The sequence below is a fragment of the Bradyrhizobium huanghuaihaiense genome, from assembly GCF_025200885.1.
Lineage (GTDB): Bacteria > Pseudomonadota > Alphaproteobacteria > Rhizobiales > Xanthobacteraceae > Bradyrhizobium > Bradyrhizobium huanghuaihaiense.
On record NZ_CP104172.1, the window covers coordinates 1,097,797 to 1,114,970 of the forward strand.

The following is a 17,174-nucleotide window of genomic DNA, read 5'->3' on the forward strand; positions in this document are numbered from 1 at the left end:
ACGCTGAAATTCCAGCCCGCTGACGCTGGCATACGCCCGTCAAAGTTTTGTGACAGGCACCGGGAAGAGTCGGCAAACCGGGCTGACCAAATATTTCACTTATACCTGTTTCACCCGGCATTTTTGACACCGCGCGGGCCGCAACGATTGAGCTTGCTGCGGCCCTTCGTTGTGGAGACCGCCGGACGCGAACCGGCAGGCCTCAAGATAGCAGCCAGTCTAAGCGGCGAAACTTTCCCGTAGCTCTTCCGCCGGGACGATCCAATCGGCCGCCCACGTCGGCAATTCCGGAAGCGGTTTGTCGAGCAGGCCGGCGACCAGCACAGCGAGTGCTGCGCCTTCGATGGCACCTTCGCCGTACTCGATCTCAGTCCACTCGAAGTGCAGGACCAAGCCAGCCAAAAACGAACACGCCTATGAGAAGAATGGCCATTTGCGGGGCGCTCCAGCGGAGAGGACCGCTCCAAGCTGCCGCCCCTCTTTGCCAGGGCGCCACCGGTCTAGCGGCTTGCGTCTCCTGCTTACCCGCGGAATCTATCCGCGATGAGCACCAAGTCGCGAGAGGTCATCTGGGGCGGCGGATCATGGGCGCGAAGATCCATGCCCAGGGAGCGCGCGAGAGTGCCGAGCAAGCCGTTCGCGAGGCTGATCGGGCGGAAGCCGAAGCCTGGTCGGTTCGCATGGAGGGCTACGGCGGCCCTGCCCAGCCCTCCCCCACGATCGGCCATGCCTCAATGGCGGGCTTGGCTGGCTGGAAGTCGAATGCGCCCGCTGTAAGACACGCGCCAGCCTGCCGCTCGACGCCATCCGCCGGCCTAGGGATACGCCGCTCTGGAAGCTGGAAGCATCCCTCAAATGCCGCTCGTGCCGCACGACTCGCTACGCGCAGCCTGCTCGCATGATCCAAGTTGACCGATACGCGGCAGATCACGCCTTACAAATGGGTGCATCCGACCGAAGAGCGCTAGAGAAAATAAGGAACACGGAAGGCTCCCGACCTGCGCAGCGGTCAGCCTATTCCAACCCGCCTGAAAACCAAGAAGTGTGAAGCTGTTCACCCTCGCTGAATCTCTCCTCGCCTACAGTAGGAACGTCCCGCTACGGACGCTCATCCGCGAATGGACGAGTCGGAGCTCGCAAAGCTGGAGACCGGCCATGAAGCGCCACGCCATGAGCAAGTATTTCGGTAATGGCACCGGCCACGTTCTGCGCCAGCACAACAGCGCCGTGCTGCTGTTCAGCTGGCGCGGCAAGCCCGACGGTTCGGCCCGCTATGTCGAGCGCGTCAATCGCTACGCTCGCAATGGCGTGGAATATCCCAGCCTTGCCGCCCTGCTCCGCGCCGTCGAGGCCGAGCACGCTCAGAAGAAGCACTGATATGCAGCTGCCCAGCTCAACATCAACGGCACAGCCCCCAGCGACCTCTTGGAACTGCACATCGACGCCAAACGGGCGCTGGAAGAGCAGGCGATTACGGCGCTCAATGCCGGCTCGGGCAGGGGGCCCGCGGCAGCGAGGTCGGCGCCTATGTGAGGGTTGATGCCGCCAGGCCAAGAGCTACTCAAATAGGAACCCGCAAACCGGGAGCTCATTGTCGTGCGCTGGCTCGCCTCCTGAACCGGCGGCACGGCCCGGTTCATATCCCCATTGAACCCCGGGGAGCCGGGCCATCTGCACTCTTCGATTTCTCACTGTGGGGAGCTGAACACGATGACGGCCGCAGAATGCATGGAACTCGCAAGTCACTACAAAGGCCTTTCTCAGTTATCCGGTACGTCCATTGACCGCGCTTTCCTCATGAAGAACATCGCGAGGAGCTTTACAGGTCTGGCAGGACAATTGGATCGGCTCAGCGCGCTTACTAGAACCGAGCAGCAAAAGAACGAGTAAGCGTTAGCTGACTGGTCCTCATCCACGCGGCTCAAAGCTCGGTTATTCATCGACCGAGCTCTCACGGACCAACCGAGCGACCTTGCGAGGCCCGTCCCACAACTCAACGGCAGGATACGCCTCTAAAAACTTCTCGGCTCGGGCTTGAGCGTCTTTGTCTGTCGGGCAATCAATCTCGTAGACTGCACGCGCAACGCCCAGTAAATCGACCGCATACGCAACGTATCGCATCGCAGTTCCCAATTGACGGGGGCTGCTATCACGATTCACTCGCCGCTTGATCGTTCCTACGGGCTGCGTCTTTCGCGCGAAGGAGTCGCGCAGATCGACCGAGCCACCAACCGAAGCGGCCTCAATGTTTCAATCTTTTGATTGCGAACACGAGGGCGGCCTGAAACAAAGGGCCTTCTTCGTTCCGCACCTCAATGGCCATGTCCCGACCTTCTGACGCAGGTTCATAGTCTCTGGCCATTCCGCCCAAGGCGCGAGCTGCCTCCATCTCTGCAGCTCGCAGAGTCGGCAGCTCGACGCCTTCCTCATCTTCGAAGAGCTCCGTTCCGTCTCTTAGATCGAAGTAGTAGCGTGCCATCTGCCGGAAATTCCATCATCGCTGACGGCTCCAGATTATAACGGCGCCCGACTGACTCGCATTAACGTAGGGCAAACAGGCGCCCGGTTTCGGATCGTTCGATGATTTGCTAGTCTTCCTTCGGCGCCTCGGGGTGCCAAACGAATGGTACCGGCATAGCCAGCAGTTCATAGGACCTGCTAAGAGCAGCCCACGAGCGACGAAGCATCTCGCTCGTCAACTCGTCTTTGACGCGGCGTCTTTCAACGAAGCGCTTGAGGTAAAGCTCAAGCAACTCCCGTTCAGTCGGCAACACGGGTGCGCCCTCCGGGTAAGTAAGCCCAAGACTAACTTATGTTAAGACGATGGATTCCGCCACGGGAAGAGCCCCGCAACCTATGAGCGGGTCCTCCCTCCGCCTGCTGTCCGAGTTTCGTTCTCGGAACTATTTGTACGTTGCTCTGTTGAAGTCATTGTCAACGGCTCAAGGAGCGCCGAGATGACCTTGCTGCGCCGCAGGGTGAAACAGACCCGCTCCCTGGAAGAACGGATGCTCGAGCAAGCCGCTCAACTCAAAGAGCAGGCCAACCAGTTGCCGCCTGGCCCGGAGCGGGAAGCCCTTCTCAAGAGGGCCAGGATTGCGGAAACGGGCTCGCACATTAGCGATTGGCTGAAGTCGCCGGGCCTTCAACCACCAGATTAGGTCTTTGAAACATTGCGCACTTTGGTACTTAGGAGCCTCGCCGCCCTGCGAGGTGATGCTGGGAATGGTTTTGATAATGAGCTGTATCGGCACCGCCGTTGTCGGGAGCATCGTCCTCGCCTTTGAATGACGCACACTGGTTGGCTACTGGCGAGCCTCAAGGCGCTGGCCTGTTTCCGGCCTCAGGGGCCTAGTTTGAATTGATAATGGCCTGTTTTGTTTTTCTGGCGCATAAAGGCGCATGCCAGAATCTCATCATCGGTCCTGTCAGTGCGGCGCTGTTTACAGTCGCGCGGAGGCGATGGCCCCTTCGCGGGAAATAGCCAGCTTCGACTGCTCGGTTTGCGGCGCTCCGATGGAATCGTGGAACACCGCTTGGGTGCCTACATATCGGTTGATAGCTGGTCCCGTTCGACTGCCACCAGACAGCAACTAGCGACGCGTTGTTGCATTAGCCAGCGATGGCGGAGTCGTTCGGCAGAGAGGTGGCCTCAGACGACGCGCCGCCAAGGAGGCAGATGTGGCTAGCCTTAGCCAAGCCTAGCCAGGCGTTAACTCTGGTCCTCGCCGCTGTTCCCGAAGGCTGGACGGCGGAAGTTGTCCCAGCGATCCTTACGGATAAACAGCAAAGGATGTTCGAGGAACTAAACCTCGGTCCGGCGACGTTTATAGGATCGATGCAAAGTAAGGCCGCATCAATTGGCGGCCTCTTTCAACAGCCACGAACTGCCGGCCAGCGGCAGGCCGCGGGCCTTTCGTCCTGAGTTACCAGGGAAGAAATAGCGCAACGAAGAGGGCGCGGCCTGACATGAAGAACGCCCACAGGACCGGGCCAATCACTGGCTGTGTATCCACGCGCCGCTCCCGAGAAATCGCATCCAGACAGTGATCTCTTCGGCCGCGCGCCTGCAATCCTCAGCGACCTTTACACGGAAATTGCAACGAATACAGCTTCTTTTGCGTCCTTATCATATGTGAATCTGGGTACTGGCCGAAATAGGCCAGCCGGGATTTCAAAGTAGGCCACAAGCAAAAGCCCGGCAGTCATGGACTACCGGGCTGGGGACTCAAAATACGACTAAGGAAAAACTGGCAATAGCGTGCCAGTAACAATTAAGCGCGCGAGAGTCAGTACAAAAGTGAACAAAGGGTTAAGACAAGGCCCGGCGCTTGGGCACTGGCCTGTTTTAACCCCTAGTGGCCTAAGTTGAATTTGGCAGTGGCCTAAGGCACGAACTCATTAGCACGCAGCCAAATGCGGATTGATGCGAGTTTTATGAAGGCCAGATAGTTGGCCGCCAGCTTGTCGTATCGGGTCGCGACACGCCGACATTGCTTGATCTTGTTGAAGAACCGTTCGATCAAGTTACGAGCGCGGTACAGATACGGACTGAAGCAGATGGGGTCTTTGCGATTGCGTTTCGGCGGAATGTTCGCCCATGCTCCTTGCTTGCGGGCAAGCTCCCTGATCCAGTCTGCATCGTATCCGCGATCCGCAAGTAGCATCGTTTGTGGGAGCAAGGCGCTGAGCAGTGCCGAACACAGCCGATTGTCATGCGCCTCACCCGGTGTGAGAGCGAGATGGACCGGTAGGCCATTGGTGTCCACCACCGCGTGAATCTTGCTGGTCAGGCCACCTCGCGAGCGACCCATATCTTGCTGGTTGTTGTCCGCGATACAGGCTCCGTGCTGGTGCACGCGCACGACGGAAGTGTCGATCATTTGCACCGCCGCGTCATGGCCGGCGGCCAGTGCATCCATAATCTGGTCCCAGACGCCAGCCCGCCGCCACCGAACGAAGCGATTGTAACAAGTGGTGCGGGGACCGTAGCTCTCCGGCAAGTCGCGCCAGGGAGCGCCTGAGCGCAAGACCCAAAAGATGCCGTTCAGGACGCGACGGTCATTTACACGCCGAACGCCACGCGGTTTGTTCGGCAGCATAGGTTTGATGGCGGTCCATTCATAATCGCTGAGTTCGTAACGCATGATTCGAGGCTCCGGTTTCGGAGCTTGAATCACGTCTCTGGCAGCACCATCAACCCGCAATGGCCCGTGTCTAGCCCCTAATGCTCTGAATTTACTTCCGCTTTCGGCGGCACCGCGGACATGATTGGACTCGCTGCTGGCTCGACCCAGTCGCGTGAGCGGAAGTCCTTTGATCTAAATCAACCCGGAAGTGTGCCGCTCCGATTTCGTACGCCTCAGTAAAAAGGACCCAAAACGGCTTCGCTTTTCTGGCTTGGACCGCAGTCCAACTCTGTTTCGGATCCCACAACCCGACTGTCAAACTAGGAATTTTCGGCGCACGCAAAAACGCCTGAAGGTTGGCAACTGACAGCACGGCTTCGCCCCCGATCCGGTTACGGATCGCGTAGGGCGGGCGCCCTCGCGGCGCGCTGGACAATGGAGGCGATACTATGAAGCGTCTTTCCGGACCCCTAGCAGCAGACTTACCCTGCGACGACAACCCGCAGAGTGCCCCGCAGTCCCCGCTGCTCATTACGCCGGACATGCGCTTGGCGCGTTCGCAGACGCCCGCAGTGCATCAACATCCACGCCCTGACATGCGCGAGCGGGATCGACTCGTGAGCTATTCGCCCGCTTGCCTAGCTCGGGGCCACGCATCGCCAAGCCCCCAATCACAAGAGGAGTTCTCCCTTGTTCACCAAACGAGAATTGCTTCGCTCCGCAGCGTTGACTGGCGTCTCCATTGCAACGACGACGGTCCCGGCATGGGCCCAGACTAGCGCCGACCGCCCGGGATTCTTTGCGGCAAAGGACATTGCCGAGGCGGGTTTCATCTACGGCCTGCCGATCGTGATGAACTACGCTGTCATGTACGAGTACGCCGTGGATCGCAACTCCGGCCAATTCAAAGCGCCGTTCAATCAGATCAAGAATGAAGCGCGTGTGTACACCTACGAGGACACCGCGGTAATCACGCCGAACAGCGACACTCCCTATTCCTTCCTGTGGATGGACCTGCGCGCCGAGCCCATGGTTCTGTCCGTTCCGGCAGTGGAGAAGAGCCGCTACTACGCCGTGCAACTGGAGGACGGCAACACATACAATTACGGCTATATCGGCAGCCGGGCCACCGGAAATGAGGCCGGCGACTTTATGGTGGTCGGCCCGGACTGGAAGGGCGCAACGCCGCCCGGCATCAAGAAGGTGTTCCGGTCAACCACGCAATTTTCAGTCGCCGGCTATCGCACCCAACTCTTCGGTGCGGACGACATGCCGAATGTGGAGAAGGTGCAGGCCGGTTACAAAGCGCAGCCGCTCTCGGCGTATCTGAAACAACAGGCTACGACTGCCGCGGCGGCCGTCGACTTTCCCAAGATCGACAAGGAGCTGGTGAAGACGAACTTCTTCGAATACCTCGACTTTGCGCTGCAGTTTGCTCCCGCACAGGAGAACGAGAAGGAAATACGAGCCCAGCTTGCGCGCATCGGCGTCGGTCCCGGCAAAACCATGGACTTCAAGGACCTCTCGCTGGAGCAGAAGGCAGAGATCCTGCTGGGCATGAAGGAAGGCGAACGCAAGATCGAGGAGTCCGTCGCCAACGCCGGAACGAATGTCAATGGCTGGCGGGTCAGCTCACTGTTCGGCGACAGCGCCTTTTTCAACGGCGACTGGCTGAAGCGCGCTGCCGGCGCCAAGGCGGGCATTTATGGCAATGATGCGGACGAGGCGACGTATCTGTTCGGGCGGACCGACACCCAGGGACAGACGCTCGACGGAAGCAAGCACAGCTACGCGCTGACCTTCGCGAAAGGTCAGTTGCCGCCGGTGAACGCCTTCTGGTCGGTGACGATGTATGACGGCAAGACGCAGTTGCTGATCGAGAACCCGATCAACCGGTATCTGATCAACTCACCTATGCTGCCCACGTTGAAGACGAACGCGGACGGCTCATTGACGCTGTACATCCAGCACAAATCGCCGGGTGCAGACAAGGAAGCCAACTGGCTGCCTGCCCCGAACGGCCCGATCTACATGGTGATGCGGCTCTACGGGCCGAAGACCGAGCCGCCCTCAATCCTGCCGGTCGGAAAGGGCACCTGGCAGCCTCCGGCTGTAAAGCAGGTTTGATCGCGTTGGTAGCGGCGAACTGACACGCGCTTGACGCAGAAAAAGAGGAGGAGTCGCATGCGCAGCAGAGCAATCGTCCTTTTGAGCCTCGCGCTGAGCCCGATGCTGCCGTCTGCAGCAATGGCCCAGTGGCCCGGCATCGTCGAAACCTACGATATCGCGAGGGAAGGCTTCATCTACGGCTTGCCGCTCGTGATGAACTACAAGACGATGTACCAATACTCGGTGGATCGTGACTCGGGCCAGTTCAAGGCCCCCTTCAACGAGATCAAGAACGAGCCGCGTGTCTACACGTACAAGGACACCTCGCTCGTAACCCCCAACAGCGACACGCCCTACTCCATGATGTTCATGGACCTGCGCGCCGAGCCCATGGTGCTGTCACTGCCAGCGGTGGAGAAAAGCCGCTACTACTCAGTGATGATCACTGACGCCAACACCTTCAACGTCGGCTATATGGGCAGCCGCGCCACGGGCAACGATCCCGGCGATTACATGGTCGTGGGGCCGGACTGGAAGGGCGAGACTCCGCCCGGCATCAAGAAGGTGTTCAACTCCACCACACAGTTCGCGTCCGTCTGGTTTCGCACCCAGCTCTTCAATGCGGACGACATGCCGAACGTGATCAAGGTGCAATCCGGCTACAAGGCGCAGCCGCTCTCGGCGTATCTCAAACAGCCGGGTACGACTGCCACGGCCGCGGTCAACTTCCCGAAGATTGACGAGCCGTTGATAAAAACCAATTTCTTCGAGTACCTGGATTTCATGCTGCAGTTCGCGCCGGCCGGCCCGGAGGAGAAGGAGGTCCGGGCGAAGCTCGCTCGCATCGGAGTCGGGCCGGGCAAGACTTTCAACTTCAAGGACCTTCCGCTTGAGCACAAGCTTGAGATTGGCCTGGGCATGAAGCATGGCGAGGAACGGATCAAGCAGTTCTTCAATACCGGGGTGACCAGAGTCAATGGTTGGGGGATCGTCTCGCCCTTCGGCGATCGCGCCTTTTACCACGGCGATTGGTTGCTTCGCGCCTTGGGCGCCGCGGGCGGCATTTACGGTAACGACGCGGCTGAGGCCGTGTATCCTTTCACCAAGACCTTGGCCAACGGCGATGAGCTCGACGGCAGCAAGCAAAACTACACAATCACCTTTGCCGCCGGACAGTATCCGCCGGTCAATGCGTTCTGGTCGGTGACCATGTATGACGGCAAGTCACAGTTGCTCATCGAAAATCCGATCAATCGCTATCTGATAAACTCACCGATGCTGCCCGAGCTGAAAAAGAATCCCGACGGCTCGCTGACGCTCTACATCCAGAAGGAATCACCCGGCAAAGACAAGGAGTCGAACTGGCTCCCTGCGCCGAACGACCTGATCTATCTGGTCATGCGGCTTTACTGGCCGAAGACCGAGCCGCCCTCGATCCTTCCGGCCGGTGAAGGAGCATGGAAGCCGCCGGCCATCGTGGCGACTGCCAAATGAAGCCGCGCATGCGGTGAAGGAGAGCGTGGGGGCGCGCGGATGATTCGCATCCGCTGCGCGACCGTTGTGACCAGTGGTAGGGTCAATCAACGGCTATGACGGAGTGAACTGAGACTCTAAACCGGAAGCCAGTCATGCTCATCATCCTGACGCTCTATCTGGTCCTGGTTTGGCTCATCTTCTCGAAGCTCAAGCTCCTCAAATGGGGATGGGCCTCCGGCACCGTTGCGGTTCTGACCGGCGCATTCATTCTCGCCGTGTTCATGGCGATGTTCAATTACCTCACACCATCGGGAGGCTTCATTGTCGGGTCCCGCGTCACGGAGGTCATGCCCAATGTTTCCGGCCAGGTGATCGAGATACCGGTCAAGCCGAATGAGCCTGTGAAGGCCGGCACCGTCCTATTCCGCATCGATCCGGCGCCGTTTCAGTACAAGGTCAGCCAACTCGAGGCGTCGCTCGCCCAGGCACGCCAGCAGGTCAAGCAGCTCACGGCCAATTACGAGCAGGCGACTGCGAATGCCGAGGGATTGGGCAAGCAACTCGCCTATCACAAACAGCGGCTTGACGATTACGGCAAGCTCACCGGCGAGGGTGCGCAGAGCCAGTTTCGGCTGCAGGATACACAGGTTCAATACGAGACAGTGGAGTTCCAGTTGCAGGCGGCCAAGGCCGCGCAGCTGAATGCGCAGCTCGCCATGCAGTCGGAGGTCGGCGGGGTCAATACGACGGTCGCTCAAATCCAGGCCCAGCTCGACAATGCCAAGTGGGAGCTCGACCAGACGACCATCCGTGCGACCGGCGACGGCATCGTTACGATCCTGTCCCTGACCGTCGGCGACCGTGCTGTGCAGGGGCGCGCGGTGATGTCATTCATCCTCACCGACGATATCATCATCGTCGGCCTGTTCTCGCCGAACGGATTCCCGACCATCAAACCCGGCGCCCGGGTCAAGCTCGTGTTCGACAACGACCCCGGCCGCATTCACGAGGCGACCATCATTGCGATCCCGCACGGCGTGGGGGAAGGCCAGATTGCCGTCTCCGGGATGCTGGAACGGACAAGCTCGATGCGCGGCGCCAAGACCTATCCGGCGGTCATCTCCATCCCGAAGGACATCGACCGCAGCCGGCTCAGGCTGGGGATGCCGGGCACCGCCACCGCGTTTGCAGAGAACGCCGGCGTCATCGGCTTGATCATGTCGATCCTGGTCTGGGTCAGCTCGTACACGGCGTATCTTTGAAAGCCTCGGTTGACGGCGATACCTGTGGGGCGGCGACTTCTGCGACCGGCCCATCGCGTAATTGGGCTGCGCAGCAGAATTTATTCTATTGGTGCATAGCGGACTCTGGCAAGCTGTCCGCCCGGCAGATTTATGGGTTCACGGCCTAACACTACTTTGGCAGATTGTTGATTTTGGCGCGTTTTATAGGATTCCCGAATCAATTTTTCAATGATTCATGGGTGGTCGGCTCTTGGAGGGCTGACCATGCCGGGATGGGAAGACGAACTCGAACGCTGGCTGATGCCGTTCTTGAACCGGCTGGGTCATAAGACCCGGCAGCGGATGTGTCCTCTGTATGTTGCGGGATTGATCGGTCCTGGCGATCGCAAGAGCGTTCAGCCGATGGCTGAACGCCTTGCCATGAGCAACTACGACCAGTTGCACCATTTCATTGCGGACGGTGTCTGGGACGCGACGCCGCTGGAGACAGAGCTGATCAACCAGGCGGACCGACTTGTCGGCGGCAGGGATGCGGTGCTGGTTATTGATGACGCCTCACTGCCGAAGAAGGGTGAGCGATCGGTCGGTGTTGCGGCTCAATACGCGTCGGCTCTCGGTAAAACCGCAAATTGCCAAACGCTGGTGTCTTTAACGCTTGCGCGCGGCGAAGTGCCAGTAATGGTCGCGTTACGTCTCTTTCTGCCTGACAGCTGGACAAGCGACATGCCTCGTTTGAAGTGCGCTCGCGTGCCAGTCGAACACCGAACGCCACGGTCCAAGCCGGAGATCGCTTTGGCCGAGATTGACCGCGCGATGGCAGCCAACATGCGCTTCGGATGTGTGCTGGCGGATGCAGGATACGGCCTCAGCGCACCGTTTCGACAAGGGCTAACAGAGCGCGGGCTGGCCTGGGCTGTCGGTATCCCTCGGCACCAGAAAGTGTATCCGGTCGATGTGAAGCTCATTTGGCCGATCACCAAAGTCCGTGGCAAACCACGAAAGCACCACGTGCCCGATATCTTATCGATTGCGGCTGAACAAATGCTGGCCAGCGCCAAATGGAAAACCGTGAGTTGGCGCAGCGGGACGAAAGGTCGGCTCAAAGCTCGATTTGCTGCTCTCCGCGTCCGCACCGCCGACGGCCCTCCGCAGCGGATATGGGAAAAAGGTCAGCAGCATCTCCCAGGCGACGAAGCCTGGCTCATTGGTGAGCAACGTGCCTCCGGGGAGAAGAAATACTATCTCGCCAATCTTCCGGCGGCGACGGATCTGCGCACGCTGGCCGCCACCATCAAGGCACGGTGGATTTGTGAGCAGGCGCATCAACAGTTGAAGGAGGAGCTTGGACTTGATCACTTCGAAGGGCGATCATGGCAAGGTCTTCATCGCCACGCCCTCATGACAATGATTGCCTACGCCTTCCTGCAACATCGTCGCATACGCGGGGCGGAAAAAAAAGAATCAACGGGCCTCCGCCTCAACCAACCATGCCCGCCGTACGTCACGCCATCGTCGATCTCATCCTTCGGCCGCCGCCTCAGCAGTGCCCATATTGCCGAAAGCAAATCCTTGAAATCGGTGGCGAAAACACATTCTGCCAAAGTAGTGCTAATTCGCCGAATTGCCGATTTTCGATTGGCGCGAAACTGCACAGACGTCCAAAAACGGCCGAGCTAGTTTTAGGCATGGGTAGATATTGAGGGCTGCCGATGCACTCAGCGGACGAATGCAGGAAACTAGCGCGGCAATATAAAGCGCAGGCGAGCGAACCCAGCACTTCCCCGAAAATGGCGACCGTCCTCAAGAACATTGCTCGCAGTTTTAGCGGGCTCGCGAGCCAGTACGAAGTTCTCGACGCCATAGCCAATGAGGAACGTCGCCAGCGAGGACACTAAGGCCGCCTCAGTTGGCGGCCTCTTTCATTTCACAGGATGCTGAGCAAGTAGGCCAGCTCTCGCTGGTAACGTTCAGCAGACGAATTCACCTGCAAGCGCTTCCCTTCCACCTGCGAGGACGGCCTGATGGCATGTTCGTTGCGCCGTTCGAGAGCGGCGCGATCGGGCCGGATCTGTTTCGCGCCGCCTGCGACCTCCGCCTCGAGGGCATCGTCTCCAAGCGCCGCGATCGGCGCTATGGCGCTGGCCGCTCGAAAGACTGGATCAAGATCAAGAACCGGACGCATCCGGCCTTCACCCGCGTGGTCGACGCATACAAATGAAGCAAAGCTCGCGCACGGATGAGCGCCTCCAAGCACGCGATGACATGTACCGAGGGTTCTGTTTTAAGTAGTAGATGTCTCCCGACGCCTCGGCGATTGCCTCACGGTTCTTTTTTCTGGGGGTTGTTTATGTTCGATCCGGCTACCACCGCGCTTTTGCGCACGGTCCTGGACGAGGTCTGCGAAAGCGTTTCCCGGGCCCAGACCGGCGCCCGTGCCCGCGTGGCTTCGAAAATCCTGGAAGCCGCGACCAGGGGCGAGACATCTCCGGACCACCTCAAGCAAGTCGGCCGCCAAGCTCTCTCGCAAGCGCCGACCAGGTGGCGTTGACCGGCCAAACGCAAGCAAAGAGACGTGTCTTCAGAAGGCGAGGCCGAGGGTTGCGAGTGCAACGGAGGGCGCGGCGCCAAACATGCCCTTGCGGAAGCCTACCATTGTAGTCGCCACCGTCACCCGGACCGCGCCTGACGGACCGATCACTGGCTCGCCTCCAACGCCCGGACGATCGTTTTGTCGACGTGGGTGAATTCAGACGCGCGGAACGGAAAGCCCAATACTTTTGTTCAATCCTCCACAGTCCTAACTGAGGAGAAGGGCTATGGTGACTAACAGGCTTATGATCTTGGGCGCTGTGCTCGCCTTCGGCACCAGCTCCGCGTATTCCGGTCCCTGCAACACGGCGAGCCGCGATGCCGGATCGGGGAATGTCCCGGGCTATGTCGGACAAACTACTGGTTCCACAGCTGCTGATTCCAAGCAGCATCCGCCGACATCTTCGATGGGCAAAGCCTCGGAGCATACCGCAACGTCGTCGGAAGACGCGCAGCGCCAGATGCAGAGCCAGCCAACCGCTGCCGAGCAATCGACTGCAACCAAACCCGCACCCTCCGGGCAGCAACCGGATCGGACGGCAGGCACGGTCGAGCAAACCCGTCCCGCGCCTACTGAACAATCAAAGAAGGCCACGGCCGGTGCGGCCGAGCCCGCACCGTCCCAGCAAAAGGCGACCGCGGGGGAGGACTGCTAGGAGCGCGGGGCCGCGACGCAGCCACGTATGAGGTTCACGTGCCCGCTGATAGCGGCGGACCTCATCGAGTTTCGCGTTGGGGCGACACGCAACCTTCCGCGAAGTAAACACACCGCAGCGGCTGGCGGACGCCTAGCTTTTTGATCGCCAGAGCCGAAAGTTGCGCTGGTCACGGACACCGCGACCGCGATGCAGATTTTTCGCCCTAGGCTCTTGGACGCCGGAGGTTGTTAGGGTCGATGTCGGCGACAATAGATTGGTGATTGGCGCTGCGATACGTTCTCCGAAGCCAGGAACGCCCTTGCGGCGGCCGAGTTAAGCCGACGAAACACACTTGTGAGAGGGAGCCGAAGCCATGGCCCGCGCAACAGCCCATCCAGATCATCAATGCATCTCAAGCGAAGACATTCAAGGAACCGAGGTTTATGGAGCCGATGGAAAGAATATCGGTGAGATTGATCACCTCATTATCGATAAGGTGTCAGGTCGCGTTGCTTATGCCGTCATGAGCTTTGGCGGCTTTGTTGGATTGGGCCACAGCCATTACCCCATTCCGTGGGGCGCTCTGACATTTGATACGTCGCTTGGTGGTTTTCGAACAAATATCACCGAGCAACAGCTGAAGGACGCGCCTGAGTTCAGTGATGACTCGTGGCAGGATCGCGACTGGGAAACGCGCACCCACCAGTACTATGGGACGCCTATGTACTGGGAGGGGCGAGGTGGCCTAGGCTAGGCGGCGAATCTGAGAATTCCCGACCGTGAGTACAAGCTGACTCGTTGAAGCACTGATCGACCAGCCCCGGGGTCGGTGTGAGGCGGTCGATGTGTGGCGGGGCTGCTCGTGTTTCGGGCCGCCCCAAAAGCAGGCGGGGGTCCGTGGAGTTGTTACAACAGGCCCAATTTGCGACCCTTGATCTCATGCGCCGTGCACAGGGACATGCACTAGGCGCTATGGGATTTGGTCCTGCCGAGCTGACACATCGGAGACTTGCCAGTGGAGCTCATTGGCAGCTTCGCGACTACGGCGGCCCCGGCCCAGAAACATCGTTGCTCATTATCGCCGCTCCAATCAAGCGGCCCTATATCTGGGATCTCGGACCAAACATCAGCGCCATCCGCCACTGCCGGAGCTACGGCGTGCGCGTATACCTCCTCGAATGGATTGCACCGGCAGCACCAGGCGGACATATCGGGCTCGATGAATGCGTGAGAGCCATTTTCGAATGCGTGGCGACAATCACGGCCGAGCCGCACGCAGTAAAGCCCTTCCTGATTGGCCATTCGCTTGGTGGGACGTTAGCGGCAGCCTTTAGCGCATGCAAACCGCGAGCTCTCCGCGGCCTGTTGCTTCTCGGCGCGCCCCTTTGCTTTCAACCAGGCACGAACAGATTTCGCGATACGCTCGTTTCGATGATTCCGCCTGACCTGAGTGAAACGGACATCGTCCCGGGCTCGCTGTTGTCGCATGCAAGCGCTTTCGTCTCCCCTGATACGTTCGTATGGTCCCGATTGACGGATGCAGCAATGAGCATTGGCGACCTACGGGCGCTGGATGTCCATGCGCGGGTCGAGCGCTGGGCACTTGACGAAGCGCCGCTCCCAGGGAAGCTGATCCATCAGATTGCCGAATGGCTGTATCGAGAAAACCGGTTCTGCCGAGGCACGCTTACCGTGCTCGGTCGCACGATTGGCCCGTCCTGTCTTGACCTTCCGACGCTCGCGGTCGTCAACACGGCAGATTGCGCCGCTGGCCTCGATTGAATCGCTCCTTGATGCGTTGCCTACCAAGGATGTCTCGCTCATCAAATACTCCGGCGAGATCGGAGTTGCATTGCAGCACCTCGGACTCCTTGTAGGACGGGAGGCTTACGCGCACATCTGGCCGAACATCTTCGCTTGGCTGGCGGCGCATCGCTGAAGGTCCGGCGCGGATATCCGCTTTGGTCACGACCAAGTAACCTCTAAGACATTCGTCACGAGGTATTTCGTGTTTGGCACAAATCCTTTGGCGTGCTTATCGTCTCGAAGCGTTTTAGATAAAGGGCTTACCGCCTGTTACGGCTACCGTCGTGCCTGAGGTATAGCTTGAGAGAGGATCGGCCAGCATCACGTAGGTAGTCGCGAGTTCAGCCGGCTGCCCGGCGCGCTTCATGGGCACCTGCTTGCCGAAGTTTTTCACGGAATCCTCTGGCATGGTGGAGGGTATCAGCGGTGTCCAGATCGGGCCCGGAGCAACTGCGTTTACCCGAATACCCCTTTCGGCCAGCATCTGGGCAAGGCCGCCGGTGAAGTTCTGAATGGCGCCCTTCGTGGTTGCGTAGGCAAGCAGAATCGGATTTGGCATGTCGGAGTTGACCGAGGCCGTATTGATGACCGCACTGCCCGGCCTCATATGGGGCACCGCTGCTTTGGTCAGATAGAACATGGCGTGGATGTTCGTCTCAAAGGTGCGCTGCCATTCTTCGTCGCTGATATCGCCGATGTCCTTGAATGTGGCTTGATGGGCCGCGTTGTTCACGAGGATATCGACCCCTCCAAGTTCATCCACTGCGCACTGAACGATATTGCGGCAATGATCGGGATTTCGGATGTCGCCCGGAATCAGAATAGCTTTGCGCCCCTCCGCCTCCACCAGAGCTTGGACTTCGCCCGCGTCCTCGTTCTCATTGAGATATGCGATGACCAGGTCCGCGCCCTCGCGCGCATAGGCGATTGCAACTGCCCGACCGATTCCGCTATCGCCACCCGTGATGATTGCGTTCTTGCCGGCCAAGCGCCCTGCACCTTTATAGCTCTTCTCGCCATGGTCCGGACGCGGATTCATGCCACGCGTCAAGCCGGGCGGAGGTTGCGTTTGTGCGGGGTATGGCGGTTCAGGATAATCGGTCATGCTCACCTCCAATTCGTGCGACGTCAACGATAGGATTGGCTTAGACGTTCCTACTCTGGAGCACGGAGCAATGCCGCAGGCAGAGCCGATTTCTGCTCCAGTTGGTCCATAGTGCATTGGCGCGGCTTTTTGTCAGGACGCCATCGAATGATCGTGGTGCCATGGCGAAATCGCCCGGCGGTGAAGTGGTCGTAGGAAACTTCGACAACGAATTTCGGCTTCACCGGCTGCCATTCCGCCGTTCGTTTAACCGACCAGCGGCTGGGGCCGCCCGGAGCGTTTCCGGTGAAGCTGCGGTCGCTCATGATGGCCTCAAGCTTGTCCGTCAACGCCGCCTTGGCTTCCGACTTAAACCCGGATGTGAACCCGACATGGTTCAATAGGCCTTTTCCATCATAGAGACCTAGCAAGAGAGAACCTACGACTTTGCGCCCGGCAGTACGCTTCTCTCCGTAGCGAAATCCCCCAATCACGCAGTCCGCGGAGCGGATGCGTTTGATCTTTTGCATGCCCTCGCTATTACCGCCCTGGTACGCAAGATCGATGCGTTTGGCGATGACGCCGTCGCTACCGCCGCCGGCCGAAGCGAGCCACCGTTCGGCATCGGTATGATTTCGGCTTGCCGGCGAGAGGAGAAAGACTTCGCTGCGCTTGAAATGCCGTTTGGCGAACCGTTCCAGCGCGGGCCGCCGTTTCATGAGCGGGAGCCCCGCAATGTCGTCCTTTCCGCAGCCAAGAAGATCGAAAGCGAGAAAGACGGCCGGCGTTTCCGTGGCGAGACGTTTGACGCGGTTGGCCGCTGGGTGGATGCGCTGCAGCAGATCATCGAACGAAAAGCGCTTGCCGATTGGAATGACCAACTCGCCGTCCAGCGCAAATTGAGTTTCGGCAAGGTTCAGGGCCGCGACTGCCACTTCCGGAAAGTAACGAGCAAGATCTCGTCCCGATTTGGACTGCATGCGAAGGCTCGATCCGCTTCGGATCAAAAGGCAGCGAAAACCGTCCCACTTCGGCTCATATTGCCACTCGGCTCCCCTCGGCAACCGATCAGCCGACCGCGCCTCCATAGCGAGCATCA

14 protein-coding genes and 1 pseudogene are annotated in these 17,174 nt (G+C 59.3%); 10 read left to right on the top strand and 5 right to left on the bottom strand.

Annotation, left to right across the window (positions count from 1 at the left end):
* Positions 1-219 precede the first annotated feature (219 nt).
* Entirely contained in the window at positions 220-402 is a 183-nt protein-coding gene (locus N2603_RS05110; protein ID WP_260387921.1) for a hypothetical protein, read from the bottom strand.
* A 753-nt stretch (positions 403-1,155) separates the two neighbouring features.
* Here N2603_RS05110 and N2603_RS05115 point away from each other — a divergent pair.
* Positions 1,156-1,377, top strand: a complete 222-nt coding sequence (locus N2603_RS05115) for a hypothetical protein (protein WP_260387922.1) — start codon at positions 1,156-1,158, stop codon at positions 1,375-1,377.
* Positions 1,378-2,242: 865 nt separating this feature from the next.
* Here N2603_RS05115 and N2603_RS05120 read toward each other — a convergent pair.
* Positions 2,243-2,479 (bottom strand): DUF6894 family protein, encoded by a 237-nt coding sequence (locus N2603_RS05120; RefSeq protein WP_260387923.1) that lies wholly within the window; start codon positions 2,477-2,479, stop codon positions 2,243-2,245.
* Positions 2,480-2,957: 478 nt separating this feature from the next.
* Between N2603_RS05120 and N2603_RS05125 the strand changes: the two genes are divergently transcribed.
* Complete coding sequence (locus N2603_RS05125) at positions 2,958-3,161, top strand: hypothetical protein (protein ID WP_260387924.1); 204 nt, start codon at positions 2,958-2,960, stop codon at positions 3,159-3,161.
* 1,224 nt (positions 3,162-4,385) lie between these two features.
* Here N2603_RS05125 and N2603_RS05130 read toward each other — a convergent pair.
* A complete protein-coding gene (locus tag N2603_RS05130) occupies positions 4,386-5,147 on the bottom strand; it encodes an IS5 family transposase (protein WP_260387925.1) in 762 nt (253 codons plus the stop codon).
* A 672-nt stretch (positions 5,148-5,819) separates the two neighbouring features.
* On the opposite strand from N2603_RS05130, the gene N2603_RS05135 reads away from it, so the two are divergent.
* From N2603_RS05135 to N2603_RS05170, 8 genes and pseudogenes are all read left to right on the top strand, one after another.
* On the top strand, positions 5,820-7,256 hold the full coding sequence (locus N2603_RS05135; RefSeq protein ID WP_260387926.1) for a DUF1254 domain-containing protein: 1,437 nt from the start codon (positions 5,820-5,822) through the stop codon (positions 7,254-7,256).
* A gap of 57 nt (positions 7,257-7,313) precedes the next feature.
* Positions 7,314-8,732: a DUF1254 domain-containing protein gene (locus N2603_RS05140; RefSeq protein ID WP_260387927.1), complete on the top strand. Its 1,419-nt coding sequence runs from the start codon at positions 7,314-7,316 to the stop codon at positions 8,730-8,732.
* Between the two features lie 134 nt (positions 8,733-8,866).
* The gene (locus N2603_RS05145) at positions 8,867-9,976 is read left to right on the top strand and encodes an HlyD family secretion protein (protein ID WP_260387928.1); all 1,110 of its coding nucleotides are present in this window, start codon (positions 8,867-8,869) and stop codon (positions 9,974-9,976) included.
* Positions 9,977-10,186: 210 nt separating this feature from the next.
* Positions 10,187-11,531: pseudogene (locus N2603_RS05150) on the top strand (IS701 family transposase).
* 453 nt (positions 11,532-11,984) lie between these two features.
* A complete protein-coding gene (locus N2603_RS05155; RefSeq protein WP_260387929.1) occupies positions 11,985-12,176 on the top strand; it encodes a DNA ligase-like domain-containing protein in 192 nt (63 codons plus the stop codon).
* Between the two features lie 129 nt (positions 12,177-12,305).
* Positions 12,306-12,506, top strand: a complete 201-nt coding sequence (locus tag N2603_RS05160) for a hypothetical protein (protein ID WP_260387930.1) — start codon at positions 12,306-12,308, stop codon at positions 12,504-12,506.
* Between the two features lie 1,052 nt (positions 12,507-13,558).
* Positions 13,559-13,939, top strand: coding sequence for a PRC-barrel domain-containing protein (locus N2603_RS05165; RefSeq protein WP_260387931.1), 381 nt, complete (start codon positions 13,559-13,561; stop codon positions 13,937-13,939).
* A gap of 314 nt (positions 13,940-14,253) precedes the next feature.
* Positions 14,254-14,967, top strand: coding sequence for an alpha/beta fold hydrolase (locus N2603_RS05170; protein WP_260387932.1), 714 nt, complete (start codon positions 14,254-14,256; stop codon positions 14,965-14,967).
* Between the two features lie 271 nt (positions 14,968-15,238).
* Here the strand turns inward: N2603_RS05170 and N2603_RS05175 are convergent, their stop codons facing one another.
* Positions 15,239-16,096: an SDR family oxidoreductase gene (locus tag N2603_RS05175; protein ID WP_260387933.1), complete on the bottom strand. Its 858-nt coding sequence runs from the start codon at positions 16,094-16,096 to the stop codon at positions 15,239-15,241.
* A gap of 50 nt (positions 16,097-16,146) precedes the next feature.
* Entirely contained in the window at positions 16,147-17,163 is a 1,017-nt protein-coding gene (locus N2603_RS05180) for an ATP-dependent DNA ligase (RefSeq protein ID WP_260424147.1), read from the bottom strand.
* Positions 17,164-17,174: the final 11 nt, after the last annotated feature.